Below are 16,616 nucleotides of genomic sequence, written 5' to 3'. Positions count from 1 at the left end.
TAATTTGGGTTTGAGGAAAGCGGGTGAAGGAACTGGATTGGTGTTTAGGGTGATTGAAGATTGAGAGATCTATGTTGGCTCATCGGCGGGTTGAGAAAGCGCGTCAGGGGGTTAATCCGACCGTGATTTGTCAGGTTTCGGTGGGGCGAGTTGGGGGATGTTCGGTTTTTGCGGGGGGATTCGCTGTTGCTGTCTAACCTTGTCGTGCCCGACCTGAATGCTTTCCTGGATGGGTGAAATTGCGGCGGCGATCGAGCGATACCAGACAGCGATACCAGACAATGAGTTAAAGGCATTACCATCGGGCGATCGGTGAGAAATCCGATAGGGTCGCTTTGTGAACCATTGTGAATTGTGAGCCATCTTGAATGGGCATAGAGGAGCAGCGCATGAGCCTGACTGAGCAAGTTTTGTCGCAGATTCCTGGCAATGTTTTAGCGGGGTTGCGGCAGGCCGATCTCCTGTGGCAGTCCTACAAATCTAATCAAACCGTGTTGCCCGTAACAGAAGTTGTGCGCGTCAATGCGAATGCTCTGGAGGCGACAGCGTGGGATGTAGTGATTTGTGGGGGGACGCTGGGAATTTTGCTGGGAGCAGCACTGGCACAACAAGGGTGGAAGGTTGCGCTGATCGAACGGGGAACACTGCGGGGACGCGACCAGGAATGGAATATTTCGCGCAAAGAGCTGCACGTTCTGACGGAAATGGAACTGCTGACCGCAGCAGAATTAGAACAAACGATCGCTACAGAATTTAATCCGGTAAACATTCGCTTTCATCAAGGCGTTAATCTTGCAGTGAACGACGTGCTGAACGTGGGCGTTGATCCGGTGTATTTGCTGGAGCGACTCAAGCAGCGATTTCTGGAAGCCGGGGGATATTTGCTGGAGAATACTGCTTTCATAGGAGCGATCGTTCACAAAAACGGGGTAAAGATTTCCGTTGAATCTCAAGATAAATTTCAAAGCAAATCCGAAACCGAATCCCGGACTGAATTCGAAAATCATGCAGGTGGGAATTCCAGTTTGACAGCGCGTTTACTAATCGATGCGATGGGGCACTTTTCGCCGATCGTCCGTCAGGTTCGCAGCGGGTCTAAGCCGGATGCCGTTTGTCTAGTGGTGGGAACCTGCGCGGAGGGCTTTACGGCGAACCAGACGGGCGATCTGTTTGCTTCAATGACACCCATTCAGAATCAGTGCCAGTATTTTTGGGAAGCGTTTCCGGCACGAGATGGACGCACAACTTATTTGTTTACCTATCTGGATGCTCATCCCGATCGCCCCAGCTTAGAGCAGCTCTTTGAGGATTACTTCACTTTGCTACCGAACTACCAACAGGTGGATCTGGCGCAGCTTCAGTTCAAGCGGGCTTTGTTCGGCTTTTTTCCCTGCTATCGGGAGAGTCCGCTACAGTCGCCCTGGGATCGGTTTCTGGCGATCGGGGATAGCAGCGGGGCACAGTCGCCTTTGAGCTTTGGCGGATTTGGCGCGATGATTCGGCATTTGCAGCGATTAACAGCGGGAACCGATGCCGCTCTGCGAAGTAATCAGCTCGACCGCCGATCGTTAAATCTGCTGCAACCCTATCAGCCCAGCCTCACCGTCACCTGGCTCTTTCAGCGGGCAATGAGCGTGGGCATGGAGCAGACGATCGATCCCAATCAAATTAATAGGCTGCTGTCTGCTGTCTTTGAGGAAATGCGGCAGCTTGGCGACCCGGTGCTGAAGCCGTTTCTTCAGGATGTGGTGCAGTTTCCTGCACTGTTTCAAACGCTGATGCAGGTTGGGGTCAAGCATCCGGCGATCGTGCTTAAAATTATTCCCCAGGTGGGAGTTGCTGCCCTGCTGGAGTGGACAAAACACTTCGCCAATCTGGGGCTGTATCATCTTCTGTCTTCTCTCCCTGCAAACCCCCTGATTTCCTCAACTCCCCTCGAAAAAACTCAGTCTGAGGCGTGGCAATATCGGCTCGATCGCTGGCGAGATGCCTGGAAATATGGCTCAGGAAAGGATTATTAAAGACCCGTTAAACTGGATAGGTGAGATACATTTTGAAAGGATACCCGCATGGACTTTCCCCTGGCGCGGCAGCGATTTTACCAGGAAATCCATCAGCCTGATGAAGAGATTAATCTGGCGCGTGCTGCCCTTTATCTGGCGCAAGAGGAATACCCGGATCTGGACGTTGAGGAATACCTGAACGCCCTGGATACGATGGCATCAGAAATCGCTGAACGACAGCCTCAAGAGGCTTACCCGCTTCGCACGATTAAAACTATCAACCAGTACCTTTACGAAGACCTCAAGTTTCACGGCAATACAGACGATTACTACGACCCGGATAACAGTTACCTGAATCAAGTGATCGATCGGCGGGCGGGAATTCCGATCACGCTGTCGCTGGTCTACCTGGAAGTGGCGAGGCGGCTAGGGTTTCCGATGGTCGGCGTGGGCATGCCGGGGCATTTTTTGATTCGTCCCGTGGTGGGTGAAATGCAGATTTTTGTCGATCCGTTTCGGCGGGGCGAAGTCATGTTTGCGGAGGACTGTCAGCAGCGGCTCAGCGAAATTTACGGCAGACCGATCGAACTCCGTCCCGAATTCCTGGAGCCTGTGACTGCCCGCTATTTTTTGGCGCGAATGCTGAACAACCTGAAAGCCATCTACCTGACCCGAAGCGACATTCCGCGATCGCTGGCAACCATTGAGCGAATTTTGCTGCTGTTTCCTGACTCGCCGACCGACCAGCGCGACCGAGGCTTGCTGTATTACCAAACCGGACGCTGGACTGAAGCCAGCCAAGATCTCGAAGACTATCTGCTGCAAACTCCCGATGCTCAGGATGCAGTCGTGGTGCAAGAGCTGCTGCGGCGGATGGGACGGGAGGTTTAGTCTTCTGTGGGAGCGTCTGCGGCGTTGAGATCCTGATAGGCAGCTTGGGTCAAGTCCTGCAAGGATTGGCGAGTGGAGGTAGGGTCGTCACGGAGGCGATTTTTGGATGTCTCTGAAGGTTCTGCGCTGAGCCAAAGCAGATATTCAATGTTTCCGGCGGGTCCAAGTAGGGGCGACCAGGTAAGCCCGCGATCGTGCCATCCCAGGGCTTCTGCGCACTGCAACACTTGCTCGATCGCCCCTGCCTGATCCTTGAGATCGCGCACAACGCCTTTTTTGCCAATTTTCTCTTTGCCCACTTCAAACTGAGGCTTGACCAGCAAAATGGCTTCGCGTGGGGTTTGCAGCAAATCCCAGAAAGCGGGCAGCACCTTGGTCAGGGAAATAAACGAGACATCGATCACGCCCAGATCCGGGTAGGGGCGATGCGAAGCAGTTCCCCCTTCGGGGTAATCGTCCCCATATAGCTCTTCCGGTTTCAGATAGCGCAGGTTGGTACGTTCCTTCAAAATCACACGCGGATCTTGCCGCAGTCTCCAGGCGACCTGTCCATAGCCCACATCAATGCCGTAAACCTGTTTTGCCCCTGCTTGCAGCAAACAGTCCGTGAAGCCCCCGGTCGAAATGCCGCCATCCAAACAAACACGATCGGCGATCGGAACTTGAAAAACCCGCAGTGCTTTTGCCAGCTTTTCACCCCCCCGTGACACGTAGGGCGATTTTTGCTTGACCTGAATCTGGGCTGCGGTGTCAACTTCGGTTCCTGGCTTATCCACTCGCTGCTGATTGACCATCACTTCTCCCGCCCGAATCAGCCGCTGTGCCTGCTGTCGAGAAGTGCAGAGATTCAGTTCAACTAAAAGCGCGTCAAGACGTTGTTTCGGCAAGGGTCAATCTCTTAGAACGTCAGGTCGGTGGTGGGCTGGCGGTTAATCGTGAGACGGACGATCGACAAGGTGAGAATCAGCAAAAACATCGCTAAACCGATCGTGCAGGCATAGCTAATTTCGAGATCCTGAAAGGCTTTCTCGTAGACGTAGTAAACCAGGGTTTTAGAGCTGCTGCGCGGTCCGCCCTGGGTCATGATAAACACTTCTTCAAAGACTTTGGTGGCAGAAATGGCTGAGATGACCCCCACGAGCAACAGATAGGGACGCATCAGGGGAACCGTAATATCCCAATGTTTGCGCCAGCCGTCGGAGCCGTCGATCGCCGCTGCTTCATACAAATCACCCGGAATGCTTTGAAGTCCCGCCAGATAGATCACCATGTAGTAGCCCAAGCCTTTCCAGATCGTGACGATCATGACGCTGAACAAGGCAAACCGAGGGCTGGTGAGCCAGGGAATGCCGTCCTGAGAGAGGTTGAGCCACTGCAAAAACTGATTGAACAAGCCGTTCTCAGCATAGAGCCATCGCCACGCAATTCCTGCTACCACCATCGAGATCACCACAGGAGTATAGTAGGCGGCACGAAACCAGCGAATGCCTTTGATTGGCTGATTCACCAGAATGGCTAAACCGAGGGGCAGCATCACCAGGATTGGGACAACGCCGACCAGATAGACGATCGTATTTCTCAGGGTTTTCCAAAAGATAGGATCGGTCAGAAGTCGCTGAAAATTCTCGAAGCCAATCCAGATCGGCGGCTCGGTAATGTCATATTCGTAGCGGGTGAAGCTGAGAAAAAACGCTTGCAGTGCCGGATAAAACACCGTCAGCCCCAGCAGCAGCAGCGCAGGCAGCAAAAACAAATAGGGCGTGAGACGATGCCAGGACGGTTTGGACGAAAAGGCACTCCAGGATTTCAACATAGGAGGCAGGCGTCGATCGATTAAAGGGGCGACAGATAAGGGGCGATAAGATTAAGTTGGCGAATCAAGCTGGCGAATCACGTGGCCGAATCTTCCGCCCGATCATAGCCCGTTTCGGTGGATCTGGCGATGTGAAGCAGTTCCCCTTTTGTTAAGCATTCCTTGAGAGAAAACGGCATCGAGAAGAATACGCCACAATAGAAGGGTTAAGCCTCGATCGAGATGAAATTGAAAGGTTATTTCCTATGGAAATGCACGAACTGATTACGCTGGCACTGATGCTGACTCCAGGGCTACTGCTGTCGATCCTGGTGATGGGCATTTTTGCCTTAGGCGGTTAAGCACTAGCGATCGGCTGCGATTCGGTGTATTTGTGGGATATTCCTTACTATATGCAAATTTCTGGGTTGCAGCTGACGCGGCTTGATTATCAGCAGAATGAATCATCTACCCCTGGGAAAGCCAGTTCCCGGCAATCGTCCCGCCCCCACGACTTCCCCGACCGGTTCGACCGAGATTCTCCATGTTCTGAAGTACAACATTACGGCTTTGGAAGAGGGCGTGCTGCTTAGCATTTGGGAACCCGCCGCGAGAAACGACACGCGGGTCAAGCCTTTTCTATATATGGTGAAATATCGATTGCCCTCTGAAGCAGATGCGCGAAAACTGCTGGCTCACTACATTTCTGCCTATAAAACGGGCAGCCTAACCGCTCATGGATTTTAGGAGGACGATCGATTTGCCGCAGCATTGCGCCGCAGCATTTCGGGTTTAATTCGCCGCAGTGCAGAAGCCGGAAAGCGTTGATCCCATTCTTCGTCTGAGAGGTGGGCGATCGTCTCTAATTCGGGAGCCACGTTCCAGGGATAGGGCTGAAACTCTGCAACGTCGGTTTCCTGGGCGAAACGCTGATTCCAGGGACAGACATCCTGGCAGATATCGCATCCGGCGATCCAGCCCTGCATTTTGCTAGCGATTTCGGGTGGGAGGGTGTCGGCGCGATTTTCGATCGTGTGATAAGCAATGCAGCGATTCGCGTCTACGACAAAGGGTTGCGTAATTGCTCCAGTCGGGCAGGCTTCTAGACAGCGGGTACAGGAGCCGCAGTGCTGCGTATGGGGGCGATCGGGCGGCAGTTCCAGATTGGTTAAAACCTCGCCCAGAAATACCCAGGAGCCATACTCGCGGGTGATCACATTGCTGTTTTTGGCAATCCAGCCGATGCCTGCCTGCTCTGCCCAGGCCTTATCCTGAATTGGCCCTGTATCAGCGTAGTATCGCGCCTCAATGCCTTCGCCCTGCGCCTGAAGCCACTGGGAAAATGCCTTGAGTTTTTTGTGCAGAATGCGGTGGTAGTCTCGTCCCCAGCCGTAGCGCGAAATTTTAGCGTACTGTTCGCCTTCAGGTCGTTGCTGGGGAGTGTAGTAGTTCAACGCGACGCAAATGACCGATCGCACCGAGGGCAACAGCGATCGCACGTCCTGCCGTCGGGGGTTTGCCATCCATTCCATATCTGCTGCATAGCCGCGATCGAGCCACTGTTGCAGCGCAGGAGGATGAGGCTCTACGGCATCAGCAGAGGCAATTCCTGCTTTGTGAAAGCCAATTTCTAAAGCTTTTTGCTTGATTGTGTCGCTATCAATGCAAATCATTACAGAATCCTGGGATTGAATGAGGCGTGAAAGAATGGGAAAGGCAATCGATCGGGCTATCCTGGAAGTAGCCTGAGTAGGATTACTCATTTAAACAGCTCTACCAGAGCTACAGGCATTCACCGATTTCCATTTTTTGATTCCCATTGTCATGGACTTCTTCCGCCAGTTTGCCAAATCTTTTCGCAGTGCAGCCAGCGATGATAGCTTTCTCTCTGGGCTGAAGCGCGTGGAGACGATCGTCGCCAAGATTTTGTCCCTGGCAATGGTGGTGGTCATTTTTGTCAGCGTGCTCGAGCTGTGTCTGTTTATTGGCAAGGAAGTGTTGCTTAACGACAAGCTGGCAGACCCCGAGCAGTTTCATACAGTGACGCTGATCAAGGTGTTTGGCTTGTTTCTCAACATTCTGATCGCGCTGGAAGTGCTGGAGAATATTACGGCGTATCTGAAAAAGCACGTTGTTCAGCTTGAACTAGTGGTGATCACATCATTAACCGCCGTTGCGCGAAAAATTATTATCTTCGACTTCTCAAAATCTGGCGGCCTGGAGCTGATGGCACTTGCGTTAGCAATCTTTGGATTGTCGATTAGCTACTGGATCGTGCGCCGCACCAATAAAAGCACCGGATCTTCCCACTAATTGAATCGGCATTCCTCCTGCTTTTTTGTGAACAGTTTTCTAGACAGATAGGATAGACTGTCATTTTGTGAATTTCTATAAACTGCGGGAGCATTGAGAGAATGGGCAAAAAGCCGATCGATCAAGGTATTGGCGTTGACAAACTAAACGGAAAAAAAGCGGACAAGGCAAGCAAAAAGCAGCGCGAGATTTTAGCTGAACCATTGGTTGCCCCAATTGCTGTTGCTCAGGAACCGCAAAAGAACCAGGACATTAAACCCGTCGCGCCAAAGAAGACCTGGACGATCGAAGATAGCGAGGAACTGTATCGCATTAATGGCTGGGGCGAGCCATATTTCTCGATTAACGCTGCCGGACACATCACCGTATCTCCGAGGGGCGATCGAGGCGGTTCGCTGGATCTGTATGATCTGGTTCATGCGTTGAAACAGCGCAATCTCGGTTTACCCTTGCTGATTCGCTTTTCTGACATTCTTGAAGACCGGATCGAGCGGCTCAATGCCTGCTTTTCCAAGGCGATCGCCAAGTATCGCTATCCGGGTGTGTATCGCGGCGTGTTTCCCGTCAAGTGTAACCAGCAACGGCATTTAGTCGAGGATCTGGTGCGCTTCGGCAAACCCCATCAGTTTGGGCTGGAGGCAGGCTCGAAACCAGAATTGCTGATTGCCCTGGCAACGCTGGATACGCGCGGTGCGCTGCTGATTTGCAATGGCTACAAAGATCGCGAATATATCGAAACGGCAATTCTGGCACAGCGATTGGGGCATACGCCGATTATCGTGCTGGAGCAGCTCGAGGAAGTTGATTTTGCGATCGAAGCGGCACGTAAACTTAATATTCAGCCGATTCTGGGCGTGCGGGCAAAACTGAGCGCAAAGGGCATCGGTCGCTGGGGAACGTCGGCAGGCGATCGGGCAAAGTTTGGCTTGACGGTTCCCGAAATTATCCAGACGGTGGAAAAGCTGCGTCAGGCAGGAATGCTCAATGCGCTACAGTTGCTGCACTTCCACATCGGTTCCCAAATTTCTGCGATTAGCGTCGTCAAAGACGCCCTGCGAGAAGCCAGCCAAATCTACGTCGAGCTTGCCCGCCTAGGTGCAGACATGAAGTATCTGGATGTGGGCGGCGGTCTAGGCGTGGACTATGACGGCTCCAAGACCAATTTCTACGCTTCCAAAAACTACAACATGCAGAACTACGCGAATGACGTAGTGGCAGCAATTAAGGACGCTTGCGAAGGTGCTAGTATTCCGGTTCCGACCCTAGTGAGCGAAAGCGGACGGGCGATCGCCTCTCATCAGTCAGTATTGGTATTTGACGTGCTGAGTACAAGCGAGGTTGTGGTCGAACAGCCAGAGCCGTCGCAGGAGCAAGACCATCTGGTAATTCGCAATCTCTACGAAACCTATCAGTCGATCAACGCTGATAATTATCAGGAGATGTATCACGACGCGACCCAGTTTAAGGAAGAAGCCGTAAGCCTGTTTGGTTTTGGCTATCTCAGCCTGACCGATCGCGCCCGGGCAGAACGACTTTACTGGTCATGCTGCGGCAAAATTCTGGAAATCGCCCGACAGCAGGACTATGTGCCCGACGACCTGGAAGATCTGGAAAAGATCATGGCATCGATCTACTACGTCAACCTATCGGTGTTTCAGTCGGCTCCCGATAGTTGGGCGATCGATCAGCTTTTCCCGATCATGCCCATCCATCGTTTAGACGAAGAACCGACCGAGCGCGCCACGTTAGCGGATCTCACCTGCGACAGCGACGGCAAAATCGACCAGTTCATCGACCTGCGCGACGTGAAATACGTCCTGGAACTGCACGACCTGGAGCTGATCGAGCAACCCGACCACCCAGACGGCACAAAACCCGTCTCCCGCTACGAGCCATACTATCTGGGAATGTTCCTCAGCGGTGCGTATCAGGAGATCATGGGCAACCTGCACAACTTGTTTGGCGACACGAACGCAGTGCACATCAAGCTAACGCCAAAGGGCTATCAGATTGTTCATGTGGTGAAGGGCGACACGATGACTGAAGTTCTGGGCTATGTTCAGTACGACTCAGAAGATCTGGTCGAAAAGATTCGGATGCGATCGGAGCAGGCTCTCCAGGAAAACCGCATCACCCTTCAGGAAGCACAGCTTTTGCTGCAAAACTACGAGCGCAGCTTGAGCGGCTATACCTATTTGTCCCTATAGAGTTTGTGCCTGTAGCTGCATTGTCAGAATGACCCAATTTGGGTCAAATATTTGTTTGAGAAGCCGTAGAGGTTTTGCATTGCCTCCTCTATTTGCGACTTCTCAAACATCTTTTCGTAAGGGCAAGCGCAGTGTGCCCCAAGTTTGAACTAGCTACAAAATGCGATTTAGTAGACTCTGCGGCTAGCAAAAGCGTAGTACAGCCAGAGGGCAATAACTGCACCAATTACAGCGATCGCCAGTCCGGTAAAGGTGAAACCGACTCCGCTTAATGCGAGAGAACCTGTCGTGAGCAGGGTGTAGAGTGTGCCACCGACAAAGGCACCAATAATTCCTAAAAGCATGGTTCCCAGGATACTGCTGCTCTGGTAGCCCGGATAGATTGCTTTTGCGATCGCACCCGCCAGTAGACCCATCACAATCCAAGCTAAGATACCCATACTGAAAATTCTCCTTTCCAACGAGATTTTAATTCAATATTCAAAGCTGCTTATTGTTGCTTTGGCGTGTTTGCTTTGTAAACCAATGTAACCCATGTACAATTGCAGTTTACCTAATCAGAGTTTCTTAATCAGACTCTCTAAAGAGTGAAAACTAGAGCGAAAACTTCTCCAGTCGAAGATAGAGCTGTATTATTCTTCTCTCTCTTGCGATACAAATACAATTGAATTGATTGGTTAGAAATATCTAATTCATGTCAGAAAAAGCCAATATAGATGGCAATTTAGCAGATGTTAACCTTAGCGTGACAGATGCTTCGTATCGCGACCTGCCTCCATCTCAGTCCAATCCCCCGATGGAACAAATGATGCGGCATTTGCAGCGATCGAACCAGATTGCCTGGCGAGCACGCCAGTTTGGACACCATCCCTTTGGGGCGATTCTCGTTGCGCCGGATCACGAAACCATCTTGCTGGAGCAGGGCAATGTGGATACAGTGAACCATGCTGAATCTGTCCTGATCCGCAGTGCTTACACTAACTTCAGCCCCGAATATCTCTGGGACTGTACGCTCTACACTACGGTTGAACCCTGTGCAATGTGTGCAGCAACACTTTATTGGGCAAATATCGGTCGCTTAGTGTATGGCATTGCCGAGGAGCAGCTTTTGCAGCTCACGGGAAACCACGCCCAAAATCCGACGCTGAATCTGCCCTGCCGTGAGGTCTTCAAACATGGACAGAAATCCATTCAAGTTTGGGGACCGATCGCCGAAGTGGAAGATGCGATCATCGAACTCCACCGCGATTTCTGGAATTCTCTTTAAGCGATTTCCTGGTTAATTCGATCGCCCTCAGTTAGGTCATGCTTTTACAGGTTAACTGAAGACGATCGCGGCAAACCCTATCGTTCTAGCACGCTCATAAACTTCCCTCGCGCAAACGGAGCCGGGATGATGGGCGTAAATTGCACTCGATCGGTTGCAATCCGCTTGACGTAGAACTCGTTGATCTGGTGATTCACCCATTCGCGTGAACCAATAATCCAAATCTGACCTTTTTCGTCAGGCGGAACGGGCAGCAGTTCGTTGAACTCTGTAGACATGATATTGATGCCTCGCTGTTTTGTGATGTTGAAGGGAAGAAAAGCTTAAGGCGTGGTGTCCTAACCACTTGTTTCGCTTCAGCAAGGCGATCGATCGTAAAATCAACACAGCCTGCCTCCTGCTCACTCCAGGAGTTAGGTTAGCTGGTTAGTGAGTGTGCCACCACTCCTAATCAGCGTTTCACCTTAAGCTTTATCTACTGGTACAAACATAACCAGTATCGTTCAGCATAAAGGAAGGATTTGCTGCACGCAAGCGTAGTGAGAGAGTTTTTGGGGCGAGAGAGTTTTTGGAGCGATTGTCCAGAGAGCTACTTTGTGCAGGGTTTTGTTAGAAGCCGATCGTTAGAGATAGTTTCCATTTTGTCATATTAGACGGAAAGGAAAGCACAAGCAGGTGAAGAAACGCTAAAAGATTAGCTTAGGAAGGGCGCTCGAACTATTATTCAGAAAAGCGATCGGGCTAATATCTAATTTTGATAATTAGACAGAATAAATCCTATCTATTGAGCGGTAAAAACAGACCAAAAAAATAAAGGATTTGGGCTAATGGCTGGAATTAGGGGGATTAGATGGAAAATTTGTCAGGCTAATGTGCGATCGGGAGGATTAGACAGAATTCATTCAGTCTAATGACTTCTACGAGGTGAATAGCCCGAATCAGCTCAGCCTAATTAAGAATTCGACCGCTAGATTATCTGTGGGGCGGTTATTAGTTTAAAGCTTTTCCGCTAGAGCAAATCTTCTAACAGGTTTGATGAGCCAAACTAAATGAGTGCGCTTGACATATCCTCTCGATAAAGTCGATAGAATGCTTGCAAGCAATTGTAAAGAATCTGGAGTATTTGATGAGTAAACTGGGTTGTACTTGCGGGCATATCATTTGTGACCAATCAGACTCATTACCCTACAAAGGTCGTGTTCTCAAAGACCAAGATCATGAAGCCGTTTTGGAGGGTATTGCTTCTGATGTAGCTTCATACATCAAGTCGCTTCTAGGTAAGGACAAGGGGGAGTGGATCGCCCAGTCTCCCTGGTTGCAAGGCAAGGAAAACGGCGCTGTAATCTGGGACATTATGATTCAGTATTGTTTGAAGTATCCAGTTGCTCTCTACGAGTGTGAAAACTGTGGACGGTTATGGGTACAAAAGGGTGTAAAGTCTCAAGATTTTGTCAGCTATGTGCCTGAGAATCCCGAAATTAGAGCGGTATTGCAATCTGAGCGTCATAATCGAGTGGAGTAGAATTTGTTGGATTATAGATTGGTTCCTGAAGCGGTCGAACAACTCTGGTGAAGAGGATTTCCGGGGTTGTCTGTGGGGTTGTAAAGGCTTTTGAAACCGCTGACCAGAACCGTTAGCTGGCTTCATTTCTGGGTTGAGACGGTAGTTGCTAGATCATCGGCTAGTGTTTAGCATCAAATTAAAGAAGGCGGCAAGCATTGAGGAGTACTTATGGTACAGATTGATCGAACTAATGCCGCGATCGTCGGGCTAGATTTGTATACAGTTGCAGAACGCCATCAGCCGGGTTTGGTTGAAGTAATTATCCAAGAGCAGATTAAATCTTGGCAATCCAATCCTTATTTTTTGTCAGCTAGTGTGCATCAAAGCTTAGACGGAGTGCGTGTCTTCACCTACAGCCAGTGGCAGCCTAAATTCGATCACCGCAGTTTGCCTCGTCCAGCTGTATTTAGTGAGTTTTACCCGCCGGATACTCTCCAGCTAGAAGTTTCTGCCAGTCAATCAGTATCAGGAGAGGTTGAAATTGTTGTAGGCGATCGCATTACGCATCTCGCTGAGTTTCGGATGATGCCATCAAATCAACCAGAAATGGTGAAGCGAACAACGGATGAACTTGAGCGAGCGATGAGTAATTCATCAGGATTAATTTCAGCAACATTTCACCGCAGTTTAGACGGAACGCGTATGTTCAATTATGGGCAATGGGAGAGCAAAGAGGCATTTGAGGCAATTCTCAAGCAGCCTGGGTTCAATCCAGATAAGCCGTATTGGGAGGGTTTAGCCCGTAACGAGTTTCATCTCTACAATGTTGTTCATGTAGAAACAAAAACAGCCTAACAACCCGTTGATCATTCAAACTTGGAGTCACAGAATGGTTGCGATTCAAAAGGACAACACTTTGCTGGCATCGATCGACTTATTCTCTACTTCCTTAGACAAGCAACAAGAACTTGCTGAACAGCTCTCAAATTATGTGCAATTTGTTGTTCAATCTCAGCTTGAATGTGCATCGGGTAGCGTGAATCGTAGCCTTGATGGAGAGCGAGTCATGTGCTATCTACAATGGAAAACAGAACAGGCATACATAGATTTTATAGAATCAGAGCAGGGATATTCAGGATTTAATTTATTGGATTCTCATGTGTATGAAGTTGTCGTTTCCCAGCCGGATGACGCAGATTTGACCATTAAAGCAGGACGATTATTGCACCTTGGAGAGTTCCGCCTATCACCTGAAAACCAGCCCCGTCTTGTAGCATTGGAAGCTGAGATTCCACCGATTTCGCTTCAACATTCCGATCTCTTATGTGTCAACTTTCATCGTTCACTAGATGGGACACGGACAATGAATTACGGGTTTTGGAGTACGCTAGAGCACTTCAATAGATTATTGAGTGAAGAACGGTTTGCGCCAGTGCGGGATTACTGGCGAGGGTTGGCAGAGAACGAGTTTCATGTGTATGAAATTGCAAGTGTTTTTGAGGAGTGATAAATGAGGTATTGTTACATTTTCTATAGTTGAACTTCTGGAGTTAATATTATGCTCACTAGTTTTTAGTTTGCCTGCGAAGAATTATCAACCATAAATCATTTTTTATACTGTGAGAAGAACTAAGTACGATAAGGAATAGTTGTCCTACCTAGCTTGAGTTGCTGAAAAGCATTGATGCAACTGAAAAAAACATTGCGCCCAGTATCCCAGCCTCCCTTTAGAGTGCCGCTTCGCGCTGTTCTGATTATTCCCTTTGTTTTGCAAGTTTCGATCGCGGTTGGGTTAACGGCTGTCTTCTCATTACGTAATGGTCAGAATGCAGTCAATGATGTTGCCTCTCAGTTGCGAGATGAAGTAACAGCACGGATCTCTCAACATTTAGCAGATTACGTCGAAACGCCCCAACTCGTTACAAAAATCAATGCGAATGCCGTTCAATTTAACACGATAAATTTGCAGAACGCAGCCAGCGTAGAGCGACATCTCTGGCAACAAATGCGCGTGTTTAACTCTTTACAACCGATCGCCTTTGGCAGTGAGCAAGGAACTATTCATTCGGTCGATCGGACGCCTGGTGGCTCTCTGGTCATCCGGGCGATTGATTCATCTACCAATGGTCAGTACCACACCTATAGCATTGATCAACAAGGTAACCGCGATCGCTTACTTCAGGTCAACACGACCTTCGATCCACGCAACCGCCCCTGGTACGTCGAAGCCGTTCAAGCTGGACAACCGACCTGGACTGACGTTTATCCCTACTTCTCATCAATGGGGTTAGCAATTAGTGCCACCCGTCCCTTTTATGATCAAACGGGGCAACTGTTGGGCGCGACCAATGCTACCCTATCTCTCGCTGAATTGGGCAACTATTTAAGCAACCTAAAAATTGGGCACTCTGGACAAACATACATTATGGAGCGGTCAGGTAATCTGATCGCGAGTTCTACCTCTGAGCAACCGTTTCTCCTGCAGCAGTCGAACGGAGAGGAGAAACGGAAACAGATAGCGGCGATCGCCAGTCGAGATCTAGTCACCCGGCAAACTACCCAGCACATCGAACGCTATTTCGGTAGCTTTGACAATATTCGTCGTAGTCAGCAACTTACTTATACCGTTGATGAGCAACAATACCTGATTCAGGTGGCTCCGTTTAGCGATCGATATGGGTTAGATTGGCTGATTGTGGTGGTCGTTCCAGAAGCCGACTTTATGGAACCCATTGAGGCGAATACCCGTACCACAATTTTGCTGTGTTTTATAGCATTGGTTGTGTCAACCCTAATGGGTATCTTGACTTCCTATTGGATTGCCCAACCTATTGCCCGTGTGATTGTAGCGGCTCAACAAATTTCTCATGGCAAGTTAGATCAAACCATAGCCGCTAGAAATATTAAAGAATTGGATGAACTCACTCAAGCCTTTAACCACATGTCTGCTCAGTTGCAAGCCTCGTTTACTGCACTAGAAGACGCTAACGAGGAACTAGAGGCGCGGGTCGAACAGCGAACGGCAGAACTACAGGAGCGATCGCTGCAACTGAAACAAGCTTTTGACTTTGAAGCAACGCTCAAACGCATTACTGACCAAGTGCGCGACACCCTAGACGAGTCGCAAATTTTGCAAACTGTTGTGCGAGAAGTAACAGCAGTACTGACTGCCGAATGTTGCTCAACCGCAATTTATGACTTGGAGCAAAATGTTTTACTCATTAGTTACGAGTATGCAAAACCCGATTGGGCTGCTAGCCAGGGGAAGCAGATCGCGCTAGATGAGGGCCCCCTTGGCATCCACTCACACCTCATACAAGGGCGAACTCTCCAATTTTGTCAGTTATTCCCCCGGTTTAATCGACTCCGCGCCAGCATTTTCGCCTGCCCTGTGTTTGGCGAACAAGGCATCTTGGCAGACATCTGGTTGTTTCGCCAACCTGACCAAATTTATAGTGATCTTGAAATTCGTCTGGTGCAACAGGTGGCAAATCAATGTGCGATCGCTATTCGTCAGGCACGGCTGTACCAAGCAGCCCAAAACCAGGTTGAAGAATTACAGAAATTACATTGCCTCAAAGACGACTTCTTGAGTACCGTGTCTCACGAACTGCGAACTCCCGTCTCTAATATGAAATTAGCCATTCACATGCTGCGATTGGCACCCAACTTAGAGCGACAACAGCAGTACCTCAACATTTTAGAAACAGAGTGTAAGCGAGAAGTTGAACTCATTAACGATCTACTCGATTTACAACGACTGGAAGCCAGCGACCAGCCGATCGCTCTAGAACCCATTGATTTAAAGGAATGGCTACCTCCCATCATCCAATCGTTTCGATCGCGACTGCACGATCGACAGCAAACCTTCACGCTAGATCTGCCTGCAACGCTACACGCTCTCTATTCCAACCCCGATAGCCTGGCGCGGCTTTTAGCAGAACTGCTCAACAATGCCTGCAAGTACACTCCTTCCCAATGCGAAATTTGCTTCACCCTTAGTCAAGACCTCGACGCATCTCATCCTGATCAATCCCCTTTGCTGATAACACGATTTGAGGTTCGTAACCAGGCAGAAATTCCCCCAGCCGAAATTCCTCACATTTTTGAGAAATTTTACCGTGTCCCCAATGCAGATTTATGGAATCAGGGTGGCACTGGTTTAGGACTGACACTGACCAAGAAATTGGTTGAGCAACTGGAAGGCGAAATTACAGTCAACAGCGAAAAGGGCTGGACAACCTTTAAGATTATGCTCAGAAATACTTTGTTGTAATTATCTTATTTCTGGGTTGCAAAGCTAGTAAGTAGTGGAGAGCGATCGCTTCTTTTGTATATTTAAGGCGATCGCACCAGACAACTAAAGTTGAGATTGATTATTGCCAGGGCTGAGCATTAAATCCGTGTTAGAAAAGCCTCGCTCTTAACTCCCAATGCATTCGGATGACGCTCCTCACGGAAAAGGATGTAGCGTCTTATCTACTGCACGTATGATTGTTCGGTAAAACGAGTTACATTGAGCGGTTTATTAACCTGGCAAGTATAGAGAGTGCATAAGGTCAGGCAGCATAAGCAATGGCAGGATGTTTAAAGTACCGCACGATGCGCCCCGGCAACTTCTGAAGCTTATGCAGATGAG

General features: G+C 49.5%; 16 protein-coding genes. 10 read left to right on the top strand and 6 right to left on the bottom strand.

Annotated features, from left to right (window positions below):
• Positions 1-111 precede the first annotated feature (111 nt).
• Positions 112-363, bottom strand: a complete 252-nt coding sequence (locus NDI45_RS02105; RefSeq protein ID WP_190793669.1) for a hypothetical protein — start codon at positions 361-363, stop codon at positions 112-114.
• 26 nt (positions 364-389) lie between these two features.
• Here NDI45_RS02105 and NDI45_RS02100 point away from each other — a divergent pair, with 26 nt between their 5' ends.
• The gene (locus NDI45_RS02100; RefSeq protein WP_190793668.1) at positions 390-2,021 is read left to right on the top strand and encodes an FAD-binding oxidoreductase; all 1,632 of its coding nucleotides are present in this window, start codon (positions 390-392) and stop codon (positions 2,019-2,021) included.
• A 48-nt stretch (positions 2,022-2,069) separates the two neighbouring features.
• A complete protein-coding gene (locus NDI45_RS02095; RefSeq protein WP_190793667.1) occupies positions 2,070-2,894 on the top strand; it encodes a SirB1 family protein in 825 nt (274 codons plus the stop codon).
• Here NDI45_RS02095 and NDI45_RS02090 read toward each other — a convergent pair.
• Positions 2,891-3,781, bottom strand: coding sequence for a TlyA family RNA methyltransferase (locus tag NDI45_RS02090; RefSeq protein ID WP_190793666.1), 891 nt, complete (start codon positions 3,779-3,781; stop codon positions 2,891-2,893). The genes NDI45_RS02095 and NDI45_RS02090 overlap by 4 nt on opposite strands.
• Before the next feature lie 11 nt (positions 3,782-3,792).
• Positions 3,793-4,707 carry a sugar ABC transporter permease gene (locus tag NDI45_RS02085; RefSeq protein WP_190793665.1) on the bottom strand — a complete coding sequence of 305 codons (915 nt, stop codon included), beginning with the start codon at positions 4,705-4,707 and terminating at the stop codon, positions 3,793-3,795.
• Between the two features lie 438 nt (positions 4,708-5,145).
• On the opposite strand from NDI45_RS02085, the gene NDI45_RS02080 reads away from it, so the two are divergent.
• Positions 5,146-5,433: a hypothetical protein gene (locus NDI45_RS02080; RefSeq protein WP_190793664.1), complete on the top strand. Its 288-nt coding sequence runs from the start codon at positions 5,146-5,148 to the stop codon at positions 5,431-5,433.
• Here NDI45_RS02080 and queG read toward each other — a convergent pair.
• Complete coding sequence (queG, locus tag NDI45_RS02075) at positions 5,430-6,359, bottom strand: tRNA epoxyqueuosine(34) reductase QueG (protein WP_190793689.1); 930 nt, start codon at positions 6,357-6,359, stop codon at positions 5,430-5,432. The two genes, NDI45_RS02080 and queG, sit on opposite strands and share 4 nt — an antisense overlap.
• A 151-nt stretch (positions 6,360-6,510) precedes the next feature.
• Here queG and NDI45_RS02070 point away from each other — a divergent pair, with 151 nt between their 5' ends.
• Complete coding sequence (locus tag NDI45_RS02070; RefSeq protein WP_190793663.1) at positions 6,511-6,999, top strand: phosphate-starvation-inducible PsiE family protein; 489 nt, start codon at positions 6,511-6,513, stop codon at positions 6,997-6,999.
• Between the two features lie 101 nt (positions 7,000-7,100).
• Positions 7,101-9,206: a biosynthetic arginine decarboxylase gene (speA, locus tag NDI45_RS02065; protein WP_199296742.1), complete on the top strand. Its 2,106-nt coding sequence runs from the start codon at positions 7,101-7,103 to the stop codon at positions 9,204-9,206.
• 167 nt (positions 9,207-9,373) lie between these two features.
• Here the strand turns inward: speA and NDI45_RS02060 are convergent, their stop codons facing one another.
• Complete coding sequence (locus tag NDI45_RS02060) at positions 9,374-9,646, bottom strand: GlsB/YeaQ/YmgE family stress response membrane protein (RefSeq protein ID WP_190793662.1); 273 nt, start codon at positions 9,644-9,646, stop codon at positions 9,374-9,376.
• Between the two features lie 356 nt (positions 9,647-10,002).
• Here NDI45_RS02060 and NDI45_RS02055 point away from each other — a divergent pair, with 356 nt between their 5' ends.
• Positions 10,003-10,473 (top strand): nucleoside deaminase, encoded by a 471-nt coding sequence (locus tag NDI45_RS02055; protein WP_347277910.1) that lies wholly within the window; start codon positions 10,003-10,005, stop codon positions 10,471-10,473.
• A 77-nt stretch (positions 10,474-10,550) separates the two neighbouring features.
• Here NDI45_RS02055 and NDI45_RS02050 read toward each other — a convergent pair whose 3' ends face one another.
• Positions 10,551-10,751 carry a hypothetical protein gene (locus tag NDI45_RS02050; RefSeq protein ID WP_348246006.1) on the bottom strand — a complete coding sequence of 67 codons (201 nt, stop codon included), beginning with the start codon at positions 10,749-10,751 and terminating at the stop codon, positions 10,551-10,553.
• 848 nt (positions 10,752-11,599) lie between these two features.
• On the opposite strand from NDI45_RS02050, the gene NDI45_RS02045 reads away from it, so the two are divergent.
• The 4 genes from NDI45_RS02045 (at position 11,600) to NDI45_RS02030 (ending at position 16,253) form a co-directional block, all read left to right on the top strand.
• A complete protein-coding gene (locus NDI45_RS02045) occupies positions 11,600-11,995 on the top strand; it encodes a hypothetical protein (RefSeq protein ID WP_348246004.1) in 396 nt (131 codons plus the stop codon).
• A gap of 210 nt (positions 11,996-12,205) precedes the next feature.
• The gene (locus NDI45_RS02040) at positions 12,206-12,832 is read left to right on the top strand and encodes an antibiotic biosynthesis monooxygenase (protein ID WP_348246002.1); all 627 of its coding nucleotides are present in this window, start codon (positions 12,206-12,208) and stop codon (positions 12,830-12,832) included.
• A gap of 34 nt (positions 12,833-12,866) precedes the next feature.
• Positions 12,867-13,484, top strand: coding sequence for an antibiotic biosynthesis monooxygenase (locus NDI45_RS02035; protein ID WP_190794835.1), 618 nt, complete (start codon positions 12,867-12,869; stop codon positions 13,482-13,484).
• A gap of 225 nt (positions 13,485-13,709) precedes the next feature.
• Positions 13,710-16,253, top strand: coding sequence for an ATP-binding protein (locus NDI45_RS02030; RefSeq protein WP_348246000.1), 2,544 nt, complete (start codon positions 13,710-13,712; stop codon positions 16,251-16,253).
• Positions 16,254-16,616: the final 363 nt, after the last annotated feature.

The sequence above is a fragment of the Leptolyngbya sp. GB1-A1 genome, from assembly GCF_039962475.1.
Taxonomy (GTDB): domain Bacteria; phylum Cyanobacteriota; class Cyanobacteriia; order Elainellales; family Elainellaceae; genus Leptolyngbya_A.
Note: the sequence above shows the minus strand (reverse complement) of the source record. Positions and strands in the feature narration are given on the sequence as shown.

What these genes read in the sequence shown, in the direction of transcription:
- NDI45_RS02105 (WP_190793669.1), bottom strand. Translation starts at nt 363, where the DNA reads ATGGCTCACAATTCACAATGGTTCACAAAGCGACCCTATCGGATTTCT.
- NDI45_RS02100 (WP_190793668.1), top strand. Translation starts at nt 390, where the DNA reads ATGAGCCTGACTGAGCAAGTTTTGTCGCAGATTCCTGGCAATGTTTTA.
- NDI45_RS02095 (WP_190793667.1), top strand. Translation starts at nt 2,070, where the DNA reads ATGGACTTTCCCCTGGCGCGGCAGCGATTTTACCAGGAAATCCATCAG.
- NDI45_RS02085 (WP_190793665.1), bottom strand. Translation starts at nt 4,707, where the DNA reads ATGTTGAAATCCTGGAGTGCCTTTTCGTCCAAACCGTCCTGGCATCGT.
- NDI45_RS02080 (WP_190793664.1), top strand. Translation starts at nt 5,146, where the DNA reads ATGAATCATCTACCCCTGGGAAAGCCAGTTCCCGGCAATCGTCCCGCC.
- queG (WP_190793689.1), bottom strand. Translation starts at nt 6,359, where the DNA reads ATGATTTGCATTGATAGCGACACAATCAAGCAAAAAGCTTTAGAAATT.
- NDI45_RS02070 (WP_190793663.1), top strand. Translation starts at nt 6,511, where the DNA reads ATGGACTTCTTCCGCCAGTTTGCCAAATCTTTTCGCAGTGCAGCCAGC.
- speA (WP_199296742.1), top strand. Translation starts at nt 7,101, where the DNA reads ATGGGCAAAAAGCCGATCGATCAAGGTATTGGCGTTGACAAACTAAAC.
- NDI45_RS02060 (WP_190793662.1), bottom strand. Translation starts at nt 9,646, where the DNA reads ATGGGTATCTTAGCTTGGATTGTGATGGGTCTACTGGCGGGTGCGATC.
- NDI45_RS02055 (WP_347277910.1), top strand. Translation starts at nt 10,003, where the DNA reads ATGGAACAAATGATGCGGCATTTGCAGCGATCGAACCAGATTGCCTGG.
- NDI45_RS02050 (WP_348246006.1), bottom strand. Translation starts at nt 10,751, where the DNA reads ATGTCTACAGAGTTCAACGAACTGCTGCCCGTTCCGCCTGACGAAAAA.
- NDI45_RS02045 (WP_348246004.1), top strand. Translation starts at nt 11,600, where the DNA reads ATGAGTAAACTGGGTTGTACTTGCGGGCATATCATTTGTGACCAATCA.
- NDI45_RS02040 (WP_348246002.1), top strand. Translation starts at nt 12,206, where the DNA reads ATGGTACAGATTGATCGAACTAATGCCGCGATCGTCGGGCTAGATTTG.
- NDI45_RS02035 (WP_190794835.1), top strand. Translation starts at nt 12,867, where the DNA reads ATGGTTGCGATTCAAAAGGACAACACTTTGCTGGCATCGATCGACTTA.